15 protein-coding genes are annotated in these 19,717 nt (G+C 65.9%); all 15 read left to right on the forward strand.

Annotated features, from left to right (window positions below):
• Nucleotide 1: 1 nt before the first annotated feature.
• Entirely contained in the window at nt 2-502 is a 501-nt protein-coding gene (nuoE, locus tag APT59_RS13515; RefSeq protein ID WP_059315329.1) for an NADH-quinone oxidoreductase subunit NuoE, read from the forward strand.
• Nucleotides 499-1,848, forward strand: a complete 1,350-nt coding sequence (nuoF, locus tag APT59_RS13520) for an NADH-quinone oxidoreductase subunit NuoF (protein WP_059315330.1) — start codon at nt 499-501, stop codon at nt 1,846-1,848. The genes nuoE and nuoF overlap by 4 nt, the downstream gene beginning before the upstream one ends.
• Nucleotides 1,849-1,989: 141 nt before the next feature.
• Nucleotides 1,990-4,707, forward strand: coding sequence for an NADH-quinone oxidoreductase subunit NuoG (nuoG, locus tag APT59_RS13525; RefSeq protein WP_059315331.1), 2,718 nt, complete (start codon nt 1,990-1,992; stop codon nt 4,705-4,707).
• On the forward strand, nt 4,704-5,714 hold the full coding sequence (gene nuoH / locus APT59_RS13530; RefSeq protein WP_059315332.1) for an NADH-quinone oxidoreductase subunit NuoH: 1,011 nt from the start codon (nt 4,704-4,706) through the stop codon (nt 5,712-5,714). Before nuoG ends, nuoH begins: the two co-directional genes overlap by 4 nt.
• Before the next feature lie 10 nt (nt 5,715-5,724).
• Nucleotides 5,725-6,273 (forward strand): NADH-quinone oxidoreductase subunit NuoI, encoded by a 549-nt coding sequence (gene nuoI / locus APT59_RS13535; RefSeq protein WP_017642306.1) that lies wholly within the window; start codon nt 5,725-5,727, stop codon nt 6,271-6,273.
• A 9-nt stretch (nt 6,274-6,282) separates the two neighbouring features.
• Complete coding sequence (gene nuoJ / locus APT59_RS13540; protein ID WP_059315333.1) at nt 6,283-6,795, forward strand: NADH-quinone oxidoreductase subunit J; 513 nt, start codon at nt 6,283-6,285, stop codon at nt 6,793-6,795.
• Between the two features lie 25 nt (nt 6,796-6,820).
• Entirely contained in the window at nt 6,821-7,129 is a 309-nt protein-coding gene (nuoK, locus tag APT59_RS13545) for an NADH-quinone oxidoreductase subunit NuoK (RefSeq protein ID WP_007158894.1), read from the forward strand.
• Nucleotides 7,126-8,973, forward strand: a complete 1,848-nt coding sequence (nuoL, locus tag APT59_RS13550) for an NADH-quinone oxidoreductase subunit L (RefSeq protein ID WP_059315334.1) — start codon at nt 7,126-7,128, stop codon at nt 8,971-8,973. The genes nuoK and nuoL overlap by 4 nt, the downstream gene beginning before the upstream one ends.
• A gap of 27 nt (nt 8,974-9,000) precedes the next feature.
• A complete protein-coding gene (gene nuoM, locus APT59_RS13555; RefSeq protein WP_059315335.1) occupies nt 9,001-10,533 on the forward strand; it encodes an NADH-quinone oxidoreductase subunit M in 1,533 nt (510 codons plus the stop codon).
• A 7-nt stretch (nt 10,534-10,540) separates the two neighbouring features.
• Nucleotides 10,541-11,992, forward strand: coding sequence for an NADH-quinone oxidoreductase subunit NuoN (gene nuoN / locus APT59_RS13560; RefSeq protein WP_059315336.1), 1,452 nt, complete (start codon nt 10,541-10,543; stop codon nt 11,990-11,992).
• A 150-nt stretch (nt 11,993-12,142) separates the two neighbouring features.
• On the forward strand, nt 12,143-14,176 hold the full coding sequence (locus APT59_RS13565; RefSeq protein WP_237140517.1) for a M13 family metallopeptidase: 2,034 nt from the start codon (nt 12,143-12,145) through the stop codon (nt 14,174-14,176).
• 73 nt (nt 14,177-14,249) lie between these two features.
• Nucleotides 14,250-15,920: a bifunctional protein-serine/threonine kinase/phosphatase gene (locus APT59_RS13570; protein WP_059315337.1), complete on the forward strand. Its 1,671-nt coding sequence runs from the start codon at nt 14,250-14,252 to the stop codon at nt 15,918-15,920.
• A gap of 249 nt (nt 15,921-16,169) precedes the next feature.
• Complete coding sequence (gene cobA / locus APT59_RS13575) at nt 16,170-16,916, forward strand: uroporphyrinogen-III C-methyltransferase (RefSeq protein ID WP_059315338.1); 747 nt, start codon at nt 16,170-16,172, stop codon at nt 16,914-16,916.
• Between the two features lie 61 nt (nt 16,917-16,977).
• Nucleotides 16,978-17,997 carry a ligase-associated DNA damage response exonuclease gene (locus APT59_RS13580; RefSeq protein WP_059315339.1) on the forward strand — a complete coding sequence of 340 codons (1,020 nt, stop codon included), beginning with the start codon at nt 16,978-16,980 and terminating at the stop codon, nt 17,995-17,997.
• Nucleotides 17,994-19,715, forward strand: coding sequence for an ATP-dependent DNA ligase (locus APT59_RS13585; RefSeq protein ID WP_059315340.1), 1,722 nt, complete (start codon nt 17,994-17,996; stop codon nt 19,713-19,715). Before APT59_RS13580 ends, APT59_RS13585 begins: the two co-directional genes overlap by 4 nt.
• Nucleotides 19,716-19,717: the final 2 nt, after the last annotated feature.

Genomic DNA, 19,717 nt, shown 5'->3' on the forward strand with positions numbered 1-19,717 from the left:
CATGAGCACCGAAACCCTGATCCAAACCGACCGTTTCGTCCTGAGCGACTCCGAGCGCTCGGCCATCGAGCATGAAATGCATCACTACGAGGACCCGCGCGCGGCGTCCATCGAAGCCCTGAAGATCGTGCAGAAGGAACGCGGCTGGGTGCCGGACGGTGCCATCTACGCCATCGGCGAGGTGCTGGGCATCCCGGCCAGCGATGTCGAGGGCGTGGCGACCTTCTACAGCCAGATCTTTCGCGTGCCGGTCGGTCGCCACATCATCCGTGTGTGCGACAGCATGACCTGCTACATCGGCGGCCACGAATCCGTGGTGGGCGAGATCCAGCGCCAGCTGGGCATCGGCCTGGGCCAGACCACCACCGACAGCCGCTTCACCCTGCTGCCGGTCTGCTGCCTGGGCAATTGCGACAAGGCCCCGGCGCTGATGATCGACGACGATACCCATGGCGATGTCCAACCTGCGGGCGTGGCCAAACTGCTGGAGGGATACGCATGAGACTGACCTCCTTCGGGCCTGCCAACAGCATTGCCCGTACCCCCGAGACCCATCCCCTGACCTGGCGCCTGCGTGAAGACGGCGCCCCGGTCTGGCTGGAGGAATACCAGGCGAAGGACGGCTACGCCGCGGCGCGCAAGGCGCTGACCGAGCTGGCGCCGGATGCCATCGTCCAGGAAGTCAAGGACTCCGGCCTCAAGGGCCGCGGCGGTGCGGGCTTCCCTACCGGCGTGAAGTGGGGCCTGATGCCCAAGGACGAATCCCTCGATATCCGCTACCTGCTGTGCAACGCGGACGAGATGGAGCCCAATACCTGGAAGGACCGCCTGCTCATGGAGCAGCTGCCGCACCTGCTGGTGGAAGGCATGCTGATCAGCGCCCGGGCGCTCAAGGCCTATCGCGGTTACATCTTCCTGCGTGGCGAGTACGTCGACGCCGCTGCCAACCTGCGGCGCGCGGTGGAAGAAGCCAAGGCAGCTGGCCTGCTCGGCAAGAACATCCTCGGTAGCGGCTTCGATTTCGAACTGTTCGTCCACACCGGCGCCGGTCGCTACATCTGTGGCGAAGAGACCGCCTTGATCAATTCCCTGGAAGGCCGCCGCGCCAACCCGCGCTCCAAGCCGCCCTTCCCCGCCGCCGTCGGCGTCTGGGGCAAGCCCACCTGCGTCAACAACGTCGAGACCCTGTGCAACGTGCCGGGCATCGTCGCCGGTGGCGTGGACTGGTACAAGAGCCTGGCCCGCGCCGGTAGCGAAGACATGGGCACCAAGCTCATGGGCTTCTCCGGCAAGGTGAAGAATCCCGGCGTCTGGGAACTGCCCTTCGGCGTTACCGCCCAGGAACTGTTCGAGGACTATGCCGGCGGCATGCGCGATGGCTTCACGCTTAAGTGCTGGCAGCCTGGTGGCGCCGGTACCGGCTTCCTGCTGCCCGAGCACCTCTCGGCACAGATGTACGCCGGTGGCATCGCCAAGGTAGGCACCCGTATGGGTACCGGTCTGGCCCTCGCGGTCGACGACAGCGTCAACATGGTCTCGCTACTGCGCAACATGGAAGAGTTCTTCGCCCGTGAATCCTGCGGCTGGTGCACGCCCTGCCGCGATGGCCTGCCCTGGAGCGTCAAGCTCCTGCGCAGTCTGGAGAAAGGCGAAGGCCAGCAGGGCGACCTCGATACCCTGCTGCAGCTGGTCAACTTCCTCGGCCCAGGCAAGACCTTCTGTGCCCACGCACCGGGCGCTGTCGAGCCCCTGGGTAGTGCCATCAAGTATTTCCGCGAGGAGTTCGAGGCCGGTGTGCGCAAGACGCCCAGCGAACCTCGTCCGACTGCTTCCGCGACCGTGATCTGAAGTTTGGCCCCTCCTGGGGGCCGAACCTATCGCTTTCTGGCCGGGCCCGACCCGGCCGGCGCTGCCACTGGCGACCGCCAGGGCGGCGCGAACGTTTTCCCATTAGCCAGACCCGCCCTGCGCGGGTGAGAAGAAAACCCTATGGCCACTATCCATGTAGACGGCAAGACGTACGAGGTCGACGGGGCGGACAACCTCCTCGAAGCCTGCCTGTCCCTGGGGCTCGACATCCCCTATTTCTGCTGGCATCCGGCGCTGGGCAGCGTCGGCGCCTGCCGCCAGTGCGCGGTGAAGCAGTTCGCCGACGAGAATGACACCCGCGGGCGCCTGGTCATGTCCTGCATGACCCCGTCCAGCGACAAGACCTACATCTCCATCGAAGACGCCGAAGCCAAGGAATTCCGCAGCTCCGTCATCGAATGGCTGATGACCAACCATCCCCACGACTGTCCGGTCTGCGAAGAAGGCGGCCATTGCCACCTGCAGGACATGACGGTGATGACCGGTCACAACAAGCGTCGTTATCGCTTCACCAAGCGTACCCACCAGAATCAGGACCTCGGCCCGTTCGTCGCTCACGAGATGAACCGCTGCATCGCCTGCTATCGCTGCGTGCGCTACTACAAGGACTACGCCGGCGGTACCGACCTGGGCGTCTACGGTGCCCACGACAACGTCTATTTCGGCCGCGTCGAGGACGGTGCCCTGGAGAGCGAATTCTCCGGCAACCTGACCGAGGTCTGCCCCACCGGGGTGTTCACTGACAAGACCCACTCCGAGCGCTACAACCGCAAGTGGGACATGCAGTTCGCCCCGAGCATCTGCCATGGCTGCTCCTCGGGCTGCAACATCAGCCCCGGCGAGCGCTATGGCGAACTGCGCCGCATCGAGAACCGCTTCAACGGTTCGGTGAACCAGTATTTCCTCTGCGACCGTGGCCGCTTCGGCTATGGCTATGTCAATCGCAAGGATCGTCCACGCCAGGCGTTGCTGAAAGACGGCAGCCTGGAGACCGGCATCGACGCCGCCCTGGATCGCGCCGCCCTGCTGCTGCGCGGCAAGAAGGTGATCGGCATCGGTTCGCCGCGTGCCAGCCTGGAAAGCAACCACGCCCTGCGCGAGTTGGTCGGCGCCGACAACTTCTCCAGCGGCATGAGCGCCCGTGACCTGGCCAACGTGCGCCTGGTGCTGCAGGTGCTCAAGGACAGCCCCCTGCCCGTCCCCACCCTGCGCGCCATGGAGAAGCACGATGCCGTCTTCGTGCTTGGCGAAGATCTGACCCAGACCGCGGCCCGTCTGGCGCTGTCCCTGCGGCAGTCGGTCAAGGGCAAGCCCGAGGCCATGGCCGCGGCGCAGAAGATCCAGCCCTGGCTGAATGCCGCCGTGCAGAACATCGGCCAGAGCGAGCGCAATCCGCTGTTCATCGCCAGCGTCGCCGCCACCCGCCTGGACGACGTCGCCGACGCCCGCCTGCATGGTTCGCCGCTGGAACTGGCCCGCTTCGGCCATGCCGTGGCCCATGCCATCGACGCCAGCGCCCCGGCCGTCGACGGCCTGAGCGACGAAGTCGCCGAACAGGCGCGCCTGTTGGCCGAAACCCTGCTGGCGGCCGAACGCCCGCTGGTGGTGTCCGGTACCTCCCTGGGTGAACCGGCGCTGATCGAGGCCGCCGCCAACCTGGCCAAGGCCCTGGCCGCCAAGGGCAAGGCCGGCTCCCTGAGTCTGGTGGTGCCCGAAGCCAACAGCCTGGGCTTGGCGCTCTACGGCGGCGAGTCCGTCGAAGACGCCTTCGCCGCCCTGGAAAACGGCCAGGCCGACGCCCTGGTGGTGCTGGAGAACGACCTCTATCGCCGCGCGCCTGCCGAGCAGGTGGATCAGGCCCTGGCCCGCGCCCAGGTGCTGGTGGTGCTGGATCACCAGCGTACCGCCACCGCCCAGCGCGCCGATCTGGTGCTGCCGGCGGCCAGCTTCGCCGAAGGCGACGGTACCCTGGTCAGCCAGGAAGGTCGCGCCCAGCGCTTCTTCCAGGTCTATGAGCCGAGCTACTACGACCCCTCCAGCCTGATCCGCGAGGGCTGGCGCTGGCTGCACGCCCTGCGCAACACCCTGGACAACCGTCCGGTGGACTGGACCCAGCTGGACCACGTCACCGACGCCGTGGCCACCGCTGCGCCGCAGCTGGACGGTATCCGCGATGCTGCGCCCAACGCCAGCTTCCGGGTGAAGGGTCTCAAGCTCGCCCGCGAACCGCATCGCTACAGCGGCCGCACCTCCATGCGCGCCAACCTCAGCGTGCACGAGCCGCGTGCGCCTCAGGATGCCGACACCGCCTTCGCCTTCTCCATGGAAGGCTATGCCGGCAGCGTCGAACCGCGTCAGCAGATTCCCTTCGCCTGGTCCCCGGGCTGGAACTCGCCCCAGGCCTGGAACAAGTTCCAGGACGAGGTGGGTGGTCACCTTCGCGCCGGCGATCCGGGGGTGCGTCTGATCGAGTCCCAGGGCGATCGCCTGAGCTGGTTCGCCGTGCCGACCGCTGCCGTACGCAGTGCCGAGTCCGGCTTCCAGGCCGTGCCGCTGTACCACCTGTTCGGTAGCGAAGAGACCTCTTCCCGTGCCGAACCGGTACGCGAGCGCATCCCGGCCGCCTATGTGGCGCTGGCCAAGGCTGATGCCGACCGCCTGGGCGTCAACGAAGGCGCCCTGCTGCGCCTGCAGGTCGCTGGTCAGGAATTGCGCCTGCCGCTGCAGATCAAGCCCGAGCTGTCGGCGGGCCTGGTCGGTCTGCCCGCCGGCTTCGAAGGGATTCCGGTGGACTTCGCCGGCCTCACCGTGGAAGGACTGCAGGAGGCCGCGGCATGACCTGGCTCACCCCCACCCTCATCGCCGTCGTCATCGGCATCGTCAAGGCCATCGTCATCCTGCTGGCGGTGGTCATCTGCGGTGCGCTGCTGAGCTTCGTCGAGCGCCGTCTGCTGGGTCTCTGGCAGGACCGCCACGGTCCCAACCGGGTCGGCCCCTTCGGCGCCTTCCAGCTGGGCGCCGACATGTTGAAGATGTTCTTCAAGGAGGACTGGACGCCCCCGTTCGCCGACAAGATGATCTTCAGCCTGGCGCCGGTGATCGCCATGGGCTCGCTGCTGGTGGCCTTCTCGGTCATCCCGATCACCCCCACCTGGGGCGTGGCGGACCTGAACGTCGGCCTGCTGTTCTTCTTCGCCATGGCGGGCGTCAACGTCTATGCGGTGCTCTTCGCCGGCTGGGCGAGCAACAACAAGTTCTCCCTGCTGGGCGCCATGCGCGCCTCGGCCCAGACCCTCTCCTACGAGGTGTTCATGGGTCTGTCGGTGATGGGCATCGTGGCGGTGACCGGCTCCTTCAACATGAGGGATATCGTCGAGGCGCAGCATCAGGGCTGGTGGTTCATCATTCCCCAGTTCTTCGGCTTCTGCACCTTCTTCATCGCCGGTATCGCCGTGACCCACCGCCATCCCTTTGATCAGCCGGAAGCCGAGCAGGAGCTCGCGGACGGTTACCACATCGAATACGCGGGCATGAAGTGGGGCATGTTCTTCGTCGGCGAGTACATCGGCATCGTGCTGATCTCGGCGCTGCTGGTGACCCTGTTCTTTGGCGGCTGGCACGGTCCCTTCCTGGACACCCTGCCCTGGCTGTCCTTTGTCTGGTTCGCCCTGAAGACCGCCTTCTTCATCATGATCTTCATCCTGCTGCGCGCGTCCATTCCGCGTCCGCGCTACGACCAGGTAATGGCCTTCAGCTGGAAGTTCTGCCTGCCCCTGACCCTGATCAACCTGCTGGTGACCGGCGCCGTGGTGCTTTACACCGCCACGCCGGCCATCGGCCAGTGAGGTATCCGTCATGATCAAGGAAATCCTGCACGTCCTGCATGGCACCTACACCCAGTTGCGCAGCATCGTAATGGTCTTCGGCCACGCCTTCCGCAAGCGCGACACTCTGCAATACCCCGAGGAACCCGTGTACCTGCCGCCGCGCTATCGCGGCCGCATCGTGCTCACCCGTGACCCCGATGGCCAGGAGCGCTGCGTGGCGTGCAACCTGTGCGCCGTGGCCTGCCCGGTCGGCTGCATCTCGCTGCAGAAGACCGAAGCCGAAGACGGTCGCTGGTACCCGGAGTTCTTCCGCATCAACTTCTCGCGCTGCATCTTCTGCGGCATGTGCGAGGAGGCCTGCCCCACTACCGCCATCCAGCTGACCCCGGACTTCGAGATGTCCGAGTTCAAGCGCCAGGAGCTGGTGTATGAGAAGCAGGACCTGCTGATCTCGGGTCCGGGCAAGTATCCGGAGTACAACTTCTACCGCGTGGCCGGCATGGCCATCGCGGGCAAGCCCAAGGGTGCCGCGCAGAGCGAGGCAGAGCCGATCAACGTGAAGAGCCTGCTGCCCTAAGGAGCTGTCGTGGAATTTGCCTTCTATTTCTCTGCCGGGGTGGCCGTCCTGGCCACCTTCCGGGTGATCACCAATACCAATCCGGTGCATGCCCTGCTGTACCTGATCATCTCGCTGCTGGCCGTGTCCATGGTGTTCTTCGCCCTGGGGGCGCCCTTCGCCGGCGCCCTGGAGATCATCGTCTACGCGGGCGCCATCATGGTGCTGTTCGTCTTCGTGGTGATGATGCTCAACCTCGGGCCGGTCATCTCCGATCAGGAACGCAAGTGGCTGACCCCCAAGGTCTGGATCGGTCCTTCGATCCTTGCCGGTGCACTGCTGGTGGAGCTGCTGGTGGTGCTGTCGCGCACCCCGGGCGGCGCCGCCATTGGCCACACCTCGGTAGATGCCAAGGCCGTGGGCGTCAGCCTGTTCGGGCCCTATCTGCTGGCGGTCGAACTGGCCTCCATGCTGCTCTTGGGTGCCCTGGTCGCGGCCTATCACCTGGGTCGCAGCGACGTCAAAGACGGGATCGGCGAGTGAGTCGCCAAGGACTGGAGAACAGCCAATGAACGCCATACCTCTGGAACACGGACTGGCCCTTGCCGGCGCCCTGTTCGCCCTTGGCCTGGTGGGCCTGATGGTCCGCCGCAATATCCTCTTCGTGCTCATGAGTCTGGAAATCATGATGAACGCCGCCGCCCTGGCCTTCGTGGTCGCGGGTAGCCGTTGGGGCGCTCCCGACGGCCAGGTGATGTTCATCCTGGTGCTGAGCCTGGCCGCCGCCGAGGCCAGTATCGGCCTGGCGATCCTGCTGCAGCTCTATCGCCGCTTCCACACCCTCGACGTCGATGCCGCCAGCGAGATGCACGGATGAACCTGCTACCCCTCACCTTCGCCTTTCCCCTGGTCGGCTACTTCCTGCTGGCCTTCTCCCGCGGTCGGCTGTCGGAGAATCTCTCCGCGCTGATCGGCGTGGGTTCGGTGGGCCTGGCGGCGCTGGTCGCCGCCTGGGTCGGCTGGAACTTCCATGTCGCGCCGCCCGCCGACGGCCACCTGACCCTCGTCCTCTGGCAGTGGATGAACGTGGAGGGCTTCGCGCCCAACATGGCTCTCTATCTGGACGGCCTGTCGCTGACCATGCTTGGCGTGGTCACCGGCGTCGGCTTCCTGATCCACCTGTTCGCCTCGTGGTACATGCGTGGTGAAGAGGGCTACTCGCGCTTCTTCGCCTACACCAACCTGTTCATCTTCAGCATGTTGCTGCTGGTCCTCGGCGACAACCTGCTGCTGCTGTACTTCGGTTGGGAAGGCGTGGGCCTGTGCAGCTACCTGCTGATCGGCTTCTACTACAGCGAGCGCGCAAACGGCAACGCCGCGCTGAAGGCCTTCATCGTCACCCGCGTCGGCGACGTCTTCATGGCCTTTGGTCTGTTCATCCTGTTCATGACCCTGGGCACCCTGGACATCCAGGAGCTGCTGCAGAAGGCGCCCGACGTCTTCGCCAGCGGTGATCCACTGATCGTGCTGGCCACCCTGGCCCTGCTTGGCGGCGCCGTCGGCAAGTCGGCCCAGCTGCCGCTGCAGACCTGGCTGGCGGACGCCATGGCCGGTCCCACCCCGGTCTCCGCACTGATCCACGCCGCGACCATGGTGACCGCGGGCGTCTACCTGATCGCCCGGACCCACGGCCTGTTCCTGCTGGCGCCGGAGATCCTCAACCTGGTCGGTATCGTCGGTGCCGTGACCCTGGTACTAGCAGGCTTCGCCGCCCTGGTGCAGACCGACATCAAGCGCATCCTGGCCTACTCCACCATGAGCCAGATCGGCTACATGTTCCTGGCCCTGGGCGTGGGTGCCTGGCAACCGGCGATCTTCCACCTGATGATCCACGCCTTCTTCAAGGCGCTGCTGTTCCTCGCCTCGGGCTCGGTGATCCTGGCCTGCCACCACGAGCAGAACATCTTCAAGATGGGCGGCCTGTGGAAGAAGATCCCCCTGGCCTATGCCAGCTTCGTGGTGGGTGGCTCGGCGCTGGCGGCACTGCCGCTGGTGACCGCCGGCTTCTACTCCAAGGACGAGATCCTCTGGGAAGCCCTCGCCAGCGGTCATACCTACCTGCTCTATGCAGGCCTGGCCGGTGCCTTCCTGACTTCGATCTACACCTTCCGCCTGATCTTCATCACCTTCCATGGCGAGGCGCATACCGAGGCCCATGCCGGCCACGGCATCGCCCACAACCTGCCGCTGGCGGTACTGCTGGTGCTCTCGACCTTCGTCGGCGCGCTGATCGTGCCACCCCTGGCAGGCGTGCTGCCGGAATCGATCGGGCATGCCGGTGGTGAAGCCAAGCATTCCCTGGAGATCACCTCGGGAGCCATCGCCATCGCCGGTATCCTGCTGGCCGCCCTGCTCTTCCTTGGCAAGCGTTCCTTCGTGACCGCCCTGGCCAAGAGCGCGCCGGGTCGCTTCTTCGGGACCTGGTGGTATCACGCCTGGGGCTTCGACTGGCTGTACGACCTGATCTTCGTCAAGCCGTACCTGCTGCTGGCCCGCCTGCTGCGCCGTGACCCCTTCGACCAGGCCATCGGCCTGATCCCGATGGTGGCTCGCGGTGGCAACCTGGCACTGAGCATCACCGAGAACGGCCGTCTGCGCTGGTACGCGGCTTCCATCGTGGGAGGCGCCGTGCTGTTGCTCGGCGCGCTGCTGCTGGCCTGACCCCCTGACTAAGGATAAGTACACGTCATGCTTCTGCCCTGGCTAATCCTGATCCCCTTCATCGGCGGCCTGCTCTGTTTCCTCACGGAAAAGACCGGCCCGCTGGTGCCCCGCTGGATCGCCCTGTTCACCATGCTGCTGGAGCTGGTACTCGGCCTGTGGCTGTGGGCCCACGGCGACTACAGCCTGGCTCCCGCCCCTGGCGCCGAAACCGCCTGGACCGCGGAATTCCAGATGAGCTGGATTCCGCGCTTCGGCATCAGCCTGCACTTCGGTCTCGATGGCCTGTCGCTGCTGATGATCCTGCTCACCGGCCTGCTCGGTGTGCTGGCGGTAACCTGCTCCTGGCGTGAAGTGCAGCGCCACGTCGGCTTCTTCCACCTCAACCTGCTGTGGATCATCGGCGGCGTGGTGGGGGTGTTCCTGGCGCTGGACCTGTTCCTGTTCTTCTTCTTCTGGGAGATGATGCTGGTGCCGATGTACTTCCTGATCGCGCTGTGGGGCCATAGCTCCGCGGACGGCAAGAAGAGCCGCATCACCGCCGCCACCAAGTTCTTCATCTTCACCCAGGCCAGCGGTCTGATCATGCTGGTGGCGATCGTTGCCCTGGTACTGGTGAACTACGGTGCCACCGGCGTCCTGACCTTCGACTACGAAGACCTGCTGCAACTGCAGCTGGATCCCAAGCTGGAATACCTGCTGATGCTGGGCTTCTTCATCGCCTTCGCGGTGAAGCTGCCGGTGGTGCCGCTGCACTCCTGGCTGCCCGATGCCCACGCCCAGGCGCCGACCGCCGGTTCCGTCGACCTGGCCGGTATCCTGCTCAAGACCGCCGCCTATGGCCTGTTGCGCTTCGCCATCCCGCTGTTCCCCAACGCCTCGGCGGAATTCGCGCCGATCGCCATGTGGCTGGGCATCATTGGCATCTTCTACGGCGCCATCCTGTCGTTCGCCCAGACCGACATCAAGCGCCTGGTGGCCTACTCCAGCGTCTCGCACATGGGCTTCGTGCTGATCGGCATCTACTCCGGCAGCCCCCAGGCGCTGCAGGGCGTGGTGGTACAGATGATCGCCCACGGCCTCTCCGCCGCCGGTCTGTTCATCCTCTGCGGCCAGCTCTACGAGCGCATGCATACCCGTGACATGCGCGAGATGGGTGGTCTCTGGGCACGCCTGCCCTACCTGCCGGCCCTGAGTCTGTTCTTCGCCTCGGCATCCCTGGGCCTGCCAGGCACCGGCAACTTCGTCGGTGAATTCCTGATCCTGCTGGGCGCCTTCCCGGTCGTGCCGATGATCACCGTCATCGCCACCTTCGGCCTGGTGTTCGCCTCGGTCTATTCGCTGATCATGATCCACCGCGCCTACTTCGGTCCGGCCAAGGCCGAAGGCGCGCTACCGGGTCTGAACGCACGGGAACTGTCGATGCTGCTATTGCTTGGCGTGCTGCTGGTGCTGCTCGGCGTCTACCCGCAGCCGGTGCTGGATACCTCGGCCGCGAGCATGGCCGGTGTTCAGCAGTGGCTCGGCGAAGCCTTCTCCTCTCTCGTTTCCGCCCGGTAAGAGCGCCATGACCTTTACCTACGAACACTTCACCGCCCTCCTGCCGATCATCATCACCGGCCTCACCGCCGTGGTGGTGATGCTGGGCATCGCCTGGCGGCGGGATCACACCATCATTCCCACCCTGGGCGTGATCGGTCTCAACCTGGCCCTGCTGTCCTGCATCCCGGCCCTCGGCGTCGGCGCCATCGACGTCACCCCGCTGCTGCGCATCGACGGCTTCAGCTGCTTCTACATGGCACTGATCCTGATCGCCACCCTGGCCTGCATGACCCTGTCGCATGCCTACATGGAAGGCTATCCGGGCAACCGTGAAGAGCTGTACCTGCTGCTGCTGATCTCCGCCACCGGTGGTCTGGTGCTGGTGGCGGCGCAAAACGTCGCTGGCCTGTTCATCGGCCTGGAACTGCTGTCGGTGCCGGTCTACGGCCTGGTGGCCTACAGCTACTTCAACCGCCGCTCCCTGGAAGCCGGCATGAAGTACCTGGTGCTGTCCGCCGCCGGCTCGGCCATCCTGCTGTTCGGCATGGCCCTGCTCTATGCCCAGTCCGGTAGCCTGAACTTCGCCGATATCGGCATGCAGATGGACGCCCCGGCCAGCACCGGCCTGCTGATGGAAATCGGCCTCGGCATGCTGATCGTCGGCCTCGGCTTCAAGCTGTCCCTGGTGCCCTTCCACCTGTGGACCCCGGACGTGTACGAAGGCTCGCCGGCTCCGGTTGGCGCCTTCCTGGCCACCGCCAGCAAGGTCGCTGTCTTCGCCGTGCTGGTGCGGGTGTTCCAGACCATGCCCATGGCCAGCGATGACGGCTGGCTGCACGATGCCATCGCCTTCATCGCCATCGCCTCCATGCTGGTGGGCAACCTGCTGGCGCTGATGCAGAGCAACCTCAAGCGCCTGCTGGGTTACTCCTCCATCTCCCACTTCGGCTACCTGCTGGTGGCGGTGGCGTCGGGCGAAGGCCTGTCGATGGAAGCCGTGGCGGTCTATCTGGTGACCTATGTCTTCACCAGCCTGGGTGCCTTCGGCGTGATTACCCTGATGTCCAGCCCGAGCAACGGCCAGCGTGATGCCGATGCGCTGTTCGAGTACCGCGGCCTGTTCTGGCGCCGCCCGTACCTGACCGCAGCGCTGACGGTGATGATGCTGTCCCTGGCCGGCATTCCGCTCACCGCCGGTTTCATCGGCAAGTTCTACGTCATCACCGTGGGCGTGGAAGCGGGCATGTGGTGGCAGACCGCGGCCATCGTGCTGGGCAGCGCCATCGGCCTGTTCTACTACCTGCGCGTGATGGTCACCCTGTACCTGACCGAGCAGGGCCTGCAGCGCCATGACGCGCCGATGAATTGGGGGCAACGCGCCGGTGGCGTGATGCTGATCGCCATTTCCATCGCCACCTTCGTCCTGGGCGTCTATCCGCAGCCGCTGCTGCAACTGGCGCAGCTGACGGTGTTCTGATCCCAGGCACCGCCCACGATCCCCGCTTCGGCGGGGATCGTCGTTTCTAGCACCGGTGAAACAGCGGCCCTTGGCAGGGTCGCATCGCGACCGCTACCCTCGACCCCTACTCCGCTTTCCTCTGCCCTTTTCTGGAGCCCCCTTTCTCCCATGCCTGCGTTGAAACCCCTCGCCCTGACCATCGGCCTGCTGCTCGGCAGCCAGGCTTTCGCTGCTCCTGTCTTCGACGTCACCGAACTGGGTGACCCGGCCACCGCCTGTAGCGACCTCGACACCTTCGTCAACCAGAAATGGGTCTCGGCCAATCCCATCCCGCCGGACAAGTCGCGCTGGGGTTCCTTCATGGCCCTGGGCGAAAAATCGCTCAACGACCAGCACGCCATCCTGCAGCGCGCAGCCCGCACGGCGGATCGCGCGGAACAGGGTTCGGTAGAACAGAAGGTCGGTTGGCTGTATCGCTCGGGCATGGACGAAGCCGCCATCGAGCGCGCCGGCTATCAGCCGATCCAGGCGCAGCTGGCCGCCATCGACCGGCTGCGCACCTCGGCCGATGTGGTGGCCTATCTCCAGAAGAGCTTTGCCCGAGGCGACATGCAGGTGTTCTCCTTCGGCTCCGGTGCCGACTACCAGAACGCCAAGCAGCAGATCGCCTATGCCTACCAGGGTGGCCTGGGCCTGCCGACACCCGATTACTACACCGAGGCCGACTACGCCAAGCTACGCCAGGCCTACCTGGGTCATCTCGCACGGCTGCTGACCCTGACCGGCGTACCCAAAGCCCAGGCGGCCGCCCAGGCCGAGCTGGTGCTGGCCTTCGAAAGTCGCCTGGCACGTGCCTCGGTCAAGCCGGTGGATCTGCGCAATCCGGAAAACCAGTATCACTACCTGAGCTTCGCCGAAGCCAACAAGGTCACGCCGCACTTCGACTGGCAGGCTTTCTTCGCCAGCCAGGGCGTCACCGGCCAGCAGGGCTTTTCCTTATCCCAGCCCGGCTTCTTCGCCGAGTTCGACCGCATGCTGGCCGAGACGCCCATCGAACAGTGGCAGGCCTATCTGCGGGCCCACGTGATCGATGACGCCGCGCCGCTGCTGTCCAAGCCCTTCCAGCAGGAGAGCTTCGAATTCAACCAGAAGACTCTGAGCGGCCAGCAGCAACAGAGCGAGCGCTGGAAGCGGGTGCTGAGCGCGGTCAATGGCGCCATGGGCGAAGGGCTCGGCCAGCTCTATGTGCAGGAGCACTTCTCGCCCCAGGCCAAGGCGCGGGCCCAGGAACTGGTGGACAACGTGATGCTGGCGCTTCGCGCCCGCATCGAGAAGCTCGACTGGATGAGCCCGGAGACCAAGCAGAAGGCCCTGGCCAAGTGGGACAGCTTCCTGCCCAAGATCGGCTACCCCGAGCGCTGGCGGGACTGGAGCGGCCTGACGCTCAAGCCGCAGGGCTTCTACGCCAACCTGGAAGCCGCCTCACGCTTCAACTATCGCCATGATCTGGACAAGATCGGCAAGCCCACCGATCGCCAGGAATGGGGCATGTACCCGCAGACGGTGAATGCCTACTACAGCCCCACCGACAACACCATCAACTTCCCGGCCGCCATCCTGCAGCCACCGTTTTTCTATGCCGACGGCGACGATGCCATCAACTATGGCGGCATCGGCGCGGTGATCGGCCACGAGGCCAGCCATGGCTTCGACGACCAGGGCAGCAAGTTCGACGGCGCGGGCAACCAGGTGGACTGGTGGACCCCGGCCGATCGCAAGGCCTTCGAGGCCCGTACCGGCAAGCTGGTGGAGCAGTTCGACAACTACCATCCGCTGCCCGACCATCCTGAGCTGCACGTCAACGGCAAGCTCACCCTGGGCGAGAACATCGGCGACCTCGGCGGCATCAACGCGGCCTATGACGCCCTGCAACTGGCCCTGGCCAAGAAGCCGGAAGAAGCCAATCGCAAGATCGATGGCTACACCCAAGAGCAGCGCTTCTTCCTCAACTGGGCACGGGTCTGGCGGGGCTCGATCCGTGAAGAACAGGCGCGCCTGTTCCTCAACACCGATCCCCATGCCCCCATGAAATTCCGCGCCATCGGGGCGCCCTCCAACATGCCGTCGTTCGCGAAGGCGTTCAGCTGCAAGGCGGGTGATGCCATGGTCCGGCCGGACGAGAAACGCGTGGAAATCTGGTAGTGCTCCAGGGGCGTCAGGCAGTCGGGTATCGCTTTTGCATTGCCCGTCACCTCTCCCCTCCGGCGCTCCGTCCATGCCCCTAGAACTCGCCTTCGCCGAAGCCACTGCGACCGGTCCACGCAAGGAAAACCAGGACGCCTTGCGCAGTGTCCAGCCCAGCGCGGCGCTGGCAGCCACCAAGGGGCACCTGTTCGCCCTGGCCGATGGTGTCAGCGGTTGTCCGGATGGTGGACTCGCCGCGCGTGCCACCCTGCAGGCGCTGGCCCAGGACTATTATTCCACCCCGGAAACCTGGCCGGTGGCCCAGGCCCTGGAGCGGTTGCTGCTGGCGCAGAATCGCTGGCTGCAGGCCGCCGGCAGTGGCCAACCGCTGCTGACCACCCTGACGGCCCTGGTGATCCGCGGACGGCGCTATACCCTGGCCCATGTCGGTGATTGCCGCGCCTATCGTTGGCATCAGGGCCGACTCGGTTGTCTCACCGTCGACCACGTTTGGCAGCAGGCCGGTATGCAGCACGTCCTGACCCGCGCCCTGGGCCTGGAAAGCCATCTGGTAGTGGATTTTCGCGAAGGCGAACTGGAAACCGGCGAGACGCTATTGCTGGTCAGCGACGGCGTCTGGGCGGCGCTGGGCGAAGACAGCATGAGGCGTATTCTCGTCGACGGCGTGACCGATCTGGATGCCACCGCCCAGGCGCTGGTGGCCGGGGCGCTGCACGCCGGCGGCCAGGACAATGCCAGCGCCCTGCTGGTAAGGGTCGACCGCCTACCCGACATCTCCCTGGCCGATACCCTGGCCAACGCCGACACCTGGCCACCGCTGCCCGCCTTGAAGCCCGGCCAGGCCTTCGAAGGCTGGACAGTGGTCGAGCGCTTGGCGGAGTCGCGGCAATCGCTGCTCTATCGCGTCCACGACGAGCGTGGCCGCCCCTGGCTACTCAAGACCCTGCCCGCGGCGCTGCAATTCGACACCCTGGCCGGTCATGCCCTGCTCATGGAGGAATGGTTCCTACGCCGCGTCGCCGGCCGTGCCTTCGTCGAGGTACACCCCTTGCCCAGGCGGGCGCATCTCTACTTCGTTCAGCGTGAGTACCCAGGGCGGACGCTGGCGCAGCAGCTAACCAGCGAAGGGCCCCTGGCGCTGGCCGACTGGCTGGACGTGGCGTCGCGCCTGTTGCGCGCCCTCGGCCAGCTGCACAGACGCAACATCCTCCATCGCGACATCAAGCCGGACAACCTGCATCGCGGCCTGGACGGCGAATTGCGCCTGCTGGACTTCGGTCTGGCCTACTGTCCGCAGTTGTCCGAGGATCTGCAGGACAGCCCGGGCACCCCCAGCTATCGCGCGCCAGAGTCCTTCGAAGGCGCCGAGCCGAGTCCGGCCCAGGATCTCTACGCGGCCGGGGTGACCCTCTACCAGCTGCTGACGGGTGGCTATCCCTACGGCGAGGTGGAACCCTTCCAGCGCCCACGCTTCGGCGCGCCCGCCAGCGTGCTACGGCGGCGTCCGGATGCGCCGGCCTGGCTCGAAGACTGGCTGCAACGCGCCGTGGCAGTGGATCCCGATGAGCGCTTCGAGACCGCCGAAGAAGCGCTGCTGCTATTGGAACAGGGCGAACGCCAACCTCTGGCCCGACCCCTGCCGCTGCTGCAGCGCGATCCCCTGCGCACCTGGCAGATCGTGGCGGCCTGTTCGCTGACGCTGAATCTGCTGCTGATACTGCTCTGGCTCTATCGACATTGAACGACCCAAGGCATGCCCTCTTTTGCAGCACACTGCGCACAAAGGAGGCAGCCGGGTGAGATTTTTTCGCCGCCAACCGCCAGAATGGACGGATCTGGGCCTTGGCATGAAGCCTGCAAACCTACCCATTACATAGGTCTTTCTTCAACGGCGAGGAAAGACCCTCCGGACAAAGGCGTCCCAGCTGCTTGCAGCGGGACGCCTTTTTTTTGCGTTACAGTCTCCACCCTGGATACGAGAGGTCACTACATGAGCGGGAAAGTCTGGTTGATCGGTGCCGGCCCTGGCGATCCCGAGTTGCTGACGCTCAAGGCCGTGCGCGCCCTGGGCGAGGCCGAGGTGGTGATGATCGACGACCTGGTCAACCCGGCGGTGCTCGAACACTGCCCGACCGCCCGGGTGATCCGCGTCGGCAAGCGCGGTGGTTGTCGCTCCACGCCCCAGGCCTTCATCCACCGGCTGATGCTGCGCTATGCCCGCCAGGGCCGTTGCGTGGCCCGGCTCAAGGGCGGCGATCCCTGCATCTTCGGTCGCGCCGGCGAGGAAGCCGAATGGCTGGCCGCCCGCGGTGTCGGCAGCGAGATCGTCAACGGCATCACTGCCGGCCTGGCCGGTGCCACCGCCTGCGGCATCTCCCTGACCTTGAGGGGCGTGGCCCGCGGCGTGACCCTGGTCACCGCCCACACCCAGGACGACACGGCGCCCAACTGGGCCGCCCTGGCAGCTACCGGTACCACCCTGGTGGTCTACATGGGCGTGGCCCGGCTCAGCGAGATTCAGCAAGGCCTGCTGGACGGCGGCTTGCCATTGGCTACGCCGGTAGCCATGATCGAGAACGCCTCCCTGCCCAGCCAGCGCGAATGCCGCTCGACCCTGCAGGAGCTGCAGGTGGACGCCGCGCTCTTCCAGTTGAAGAGCCCGGCGATCCTGGTGATCGGCGAGGTGGTGGGCCAGGCGGCTCTGCAGCAGGCCTTGAGCTACGCCGCCCAGGCCTGAGCGGCGAACTCCAGAGCCCAGCCGCCGTTCCTATGGGTAATCCCCTAGCAGAGCGGCGCCCATGGACCTCGTCATCGCCCGCCCGGACGGTCTCTATTGCCCGCCTGGCGACTTCTACATCGATCCCTGGCATCCGGTGGAGCGCTCGGTCATCACCCATGGCCACGGCGACCACGCCCGGGTGGGCAATGGTCACTACCTGGCCACCTCGGGCAGCGCTGGCATCCTACGCGCGCGATTGGGCGCCGATATCAACCTCCAGACCCTGGAATACGGCGAGGTCATCGACCACCACGGGGTCAAGCTGAGCTTTCATCCCGCCGGCCATGTACTGGGCTCGGCCCAGGTGCGCCTGGAATACCGGGGCGAGGTCTGGGTGGCCTCGGGCGACTACAAGGTCGAGCCCGACGGTACCTGCACCCCCTTCGAGCCGGTGCGCTGCCATACCTTCATCACCGAATCCACCTTCGGCCTGCCGATCTATCGCTGGCGGCCCCAGGCGGAGATCTTCGCCGAGGTCAACGCCTGGTGGCGCACCAACCAGGCCCAGGGGCTGGCCAGCGTGCTCTACAGCTATGCCTTCGGCAAGGCGCAACGCCTCCTGCACGGGCTCGATCCGGAGATCGGCCCGATCCTCGCCCATGGCGCGGTGGAGCCGCTCAACCGGGTCTATCGCGAAGCCGGCATCCGCATCCCGGAAACCCACTATGCCGGCGACTTCAAGAAGAGCGATCCCTTGCTGCGCCAGGCGCTGATCATCGCCCCGCCCTCGGCTGGCGGCAGTACCTGGATTCGCCGTTTCGGCGAGCACAGCGATGCCTTCGCCAGCGGCTGGATGATGCTGCGCGGCACCCGCCGCCGGCGTGGGGTGGATCGCGGCTTCGTGCTCTCCGACCATGCCGACTGGCCGGGCCTGCTGTGGGCCATCGAGCAGACCGGCGCCGAACGAGTGATGGTCACCCACGGCTCGGTGGCCACCCTGGTGCGCTATCTGCGTGACCAGGGCCTGGATGCTCAGGGCTTCACCACCGAATACGGTGAGGAAGACGATACCCCCTTCGCCACGGAGACCCAGGCATGAAGGCCTTCGCCGAGCTCTATGGCCGTCTCGACGCCACGACGTCCAGCAACGCCAAGCTGGCCGCCCTGGTGGACTACTTCGGCAGCGCCCCGGCCGCCGATGCCGCCTGGGCGGTGTACTTCCTCGCCGGCGGCCGCCCCCGGCGCCTGGTGCCGACCCGGCAGCTGCGTGAGCTGACCATGGCCCTCTCCGGCCTGCCCGAGTGGCTGTTCGAGGAGAGCTACCAGGCGGTAGGCGACCTGGCCGAAACCATGGCGCTGCTGATTCCCACCGCCGATGCCGCCAACGCGGAAGGCCTGGCCTTCTGGCTGGAAGAATACCTGCTGCCCCTGCGCGGCCTGTCGCCGGAGGAGCTGGCCGAGCGTCTGCCGCCGCTCTGGGACCAGCTGGATCGCCAGAGCCTGATGGTCTGCATCAAGCTGATCACCGGTGAATTCCGCGTCGGCGTTTCCAAGCTGCTGGTGACCCGCGCGCTGGCCACCCTGGCGGACCTGGATCCCAAGCGGGTCGCCCAGCGCCTGGTGGGTTATACCGACCTTTCCCACCGCCCCACCGCCGAGGGCTATGCGCGCCTGGTCGCCCCGGAAAGTCCGGACGAACACGCCCAGCGCGGTGGCCAACCCTACCCCTTCTTTCTCGCCCATGCTCTGCAACTGCCGGTGGAGCAATTCGAGGCGCAATTGGGTCCGGCCGAAGACTGGCAGGTGGAATGGAAGTGGGACGGCATCCGCGCCCAGCTGGTCAAGCGTGACGGCCGGCTGTGGATCTGGTCGCGGGGCGAGGACCTGGTCACCGATCGCTTTCCCGAACTGCATCCCCTCGTGGAATCGCTGCCCGATGGCACCGTGATCGATGGCGAGATCGTGGTCTGGAAGGAAGACGCCGCCCCCGACACCCTGCTCAGCAGCGAGGAAGTCAGCGAGCACCAGGACGCCCGCGATCCAGCCGCGCCCATCCCCTTCGGCGTGCAGCCCTTCGCCCTGCTGCAGCAGCGCATCGGCCGCAAGACCCTGGGCAAGAAGATCCTGGAGGACGTACCGGTCATCCTGCTCGCCTACGACCTGCTCGAATGGCAGGGTCATGACCTGCGCAGCCAACCGCAACGGCAGCGTCGCGCCGAGCTGGAACGGGTGGTAGCGCACTGTGCCAGTCCGCTGTTGCGTCCCTCACCGCTGCTGCACGGCAAAGACTGGCAGGATCTCGCCCGCCAGCGCGAGGCCTCTCGCACCCTGGGCGTGGAAGGCATGATGCTCAAGGCACAGGACTCGCTCTATGGCGTTGGCCGTACCAAGGACATGGGCACCTGGTGGAAATGGAAGGTCGATCCCTTCTCGGTGGACGCTGTGCTTATCTATGCCCAGCGTGGCCATGGACGCCGCGCCAGTCTCTATTCCGACTACACCTTCGCTGTCTGGGACGGTCCGCCGGAGAGTTCCGAACGCACCCTGGTGCCCTTCGCCAAGGCCTACTCCGGTCTCACGGACGAGGAGATGCGCAAGGTGGATGCCATCGTCCGGCGCACCACGGTGGAGAAGTTCGGGCCGGTACGCAGCGTCGAGCCGACCCTGGTGTTCGAGCTGGGCTTCGAAGGGATTGCCCTGTCCAAGCGCCACAAGAGTGGTGTCGCCGTGCGCTTTCCGCGGATGCTGCGCTGGCGCCATGACAAGCCGGTGGCCGAAGCCGATACCCTCGACATCCTGCAGAATCTCCTGGCCTGAGC

The sequence above is a fragment of the Pseudomonas oryzihabitans genome (assembly GCF_001518815.1).
GTDB classification, from domain to species: Bacteria; Pseudomonadota; Gammaproteobacteria; order Pseudomonadales; family Pseudomonadaceae; genus Chryseomonas; species Chryseomonas oryzihabitans_E.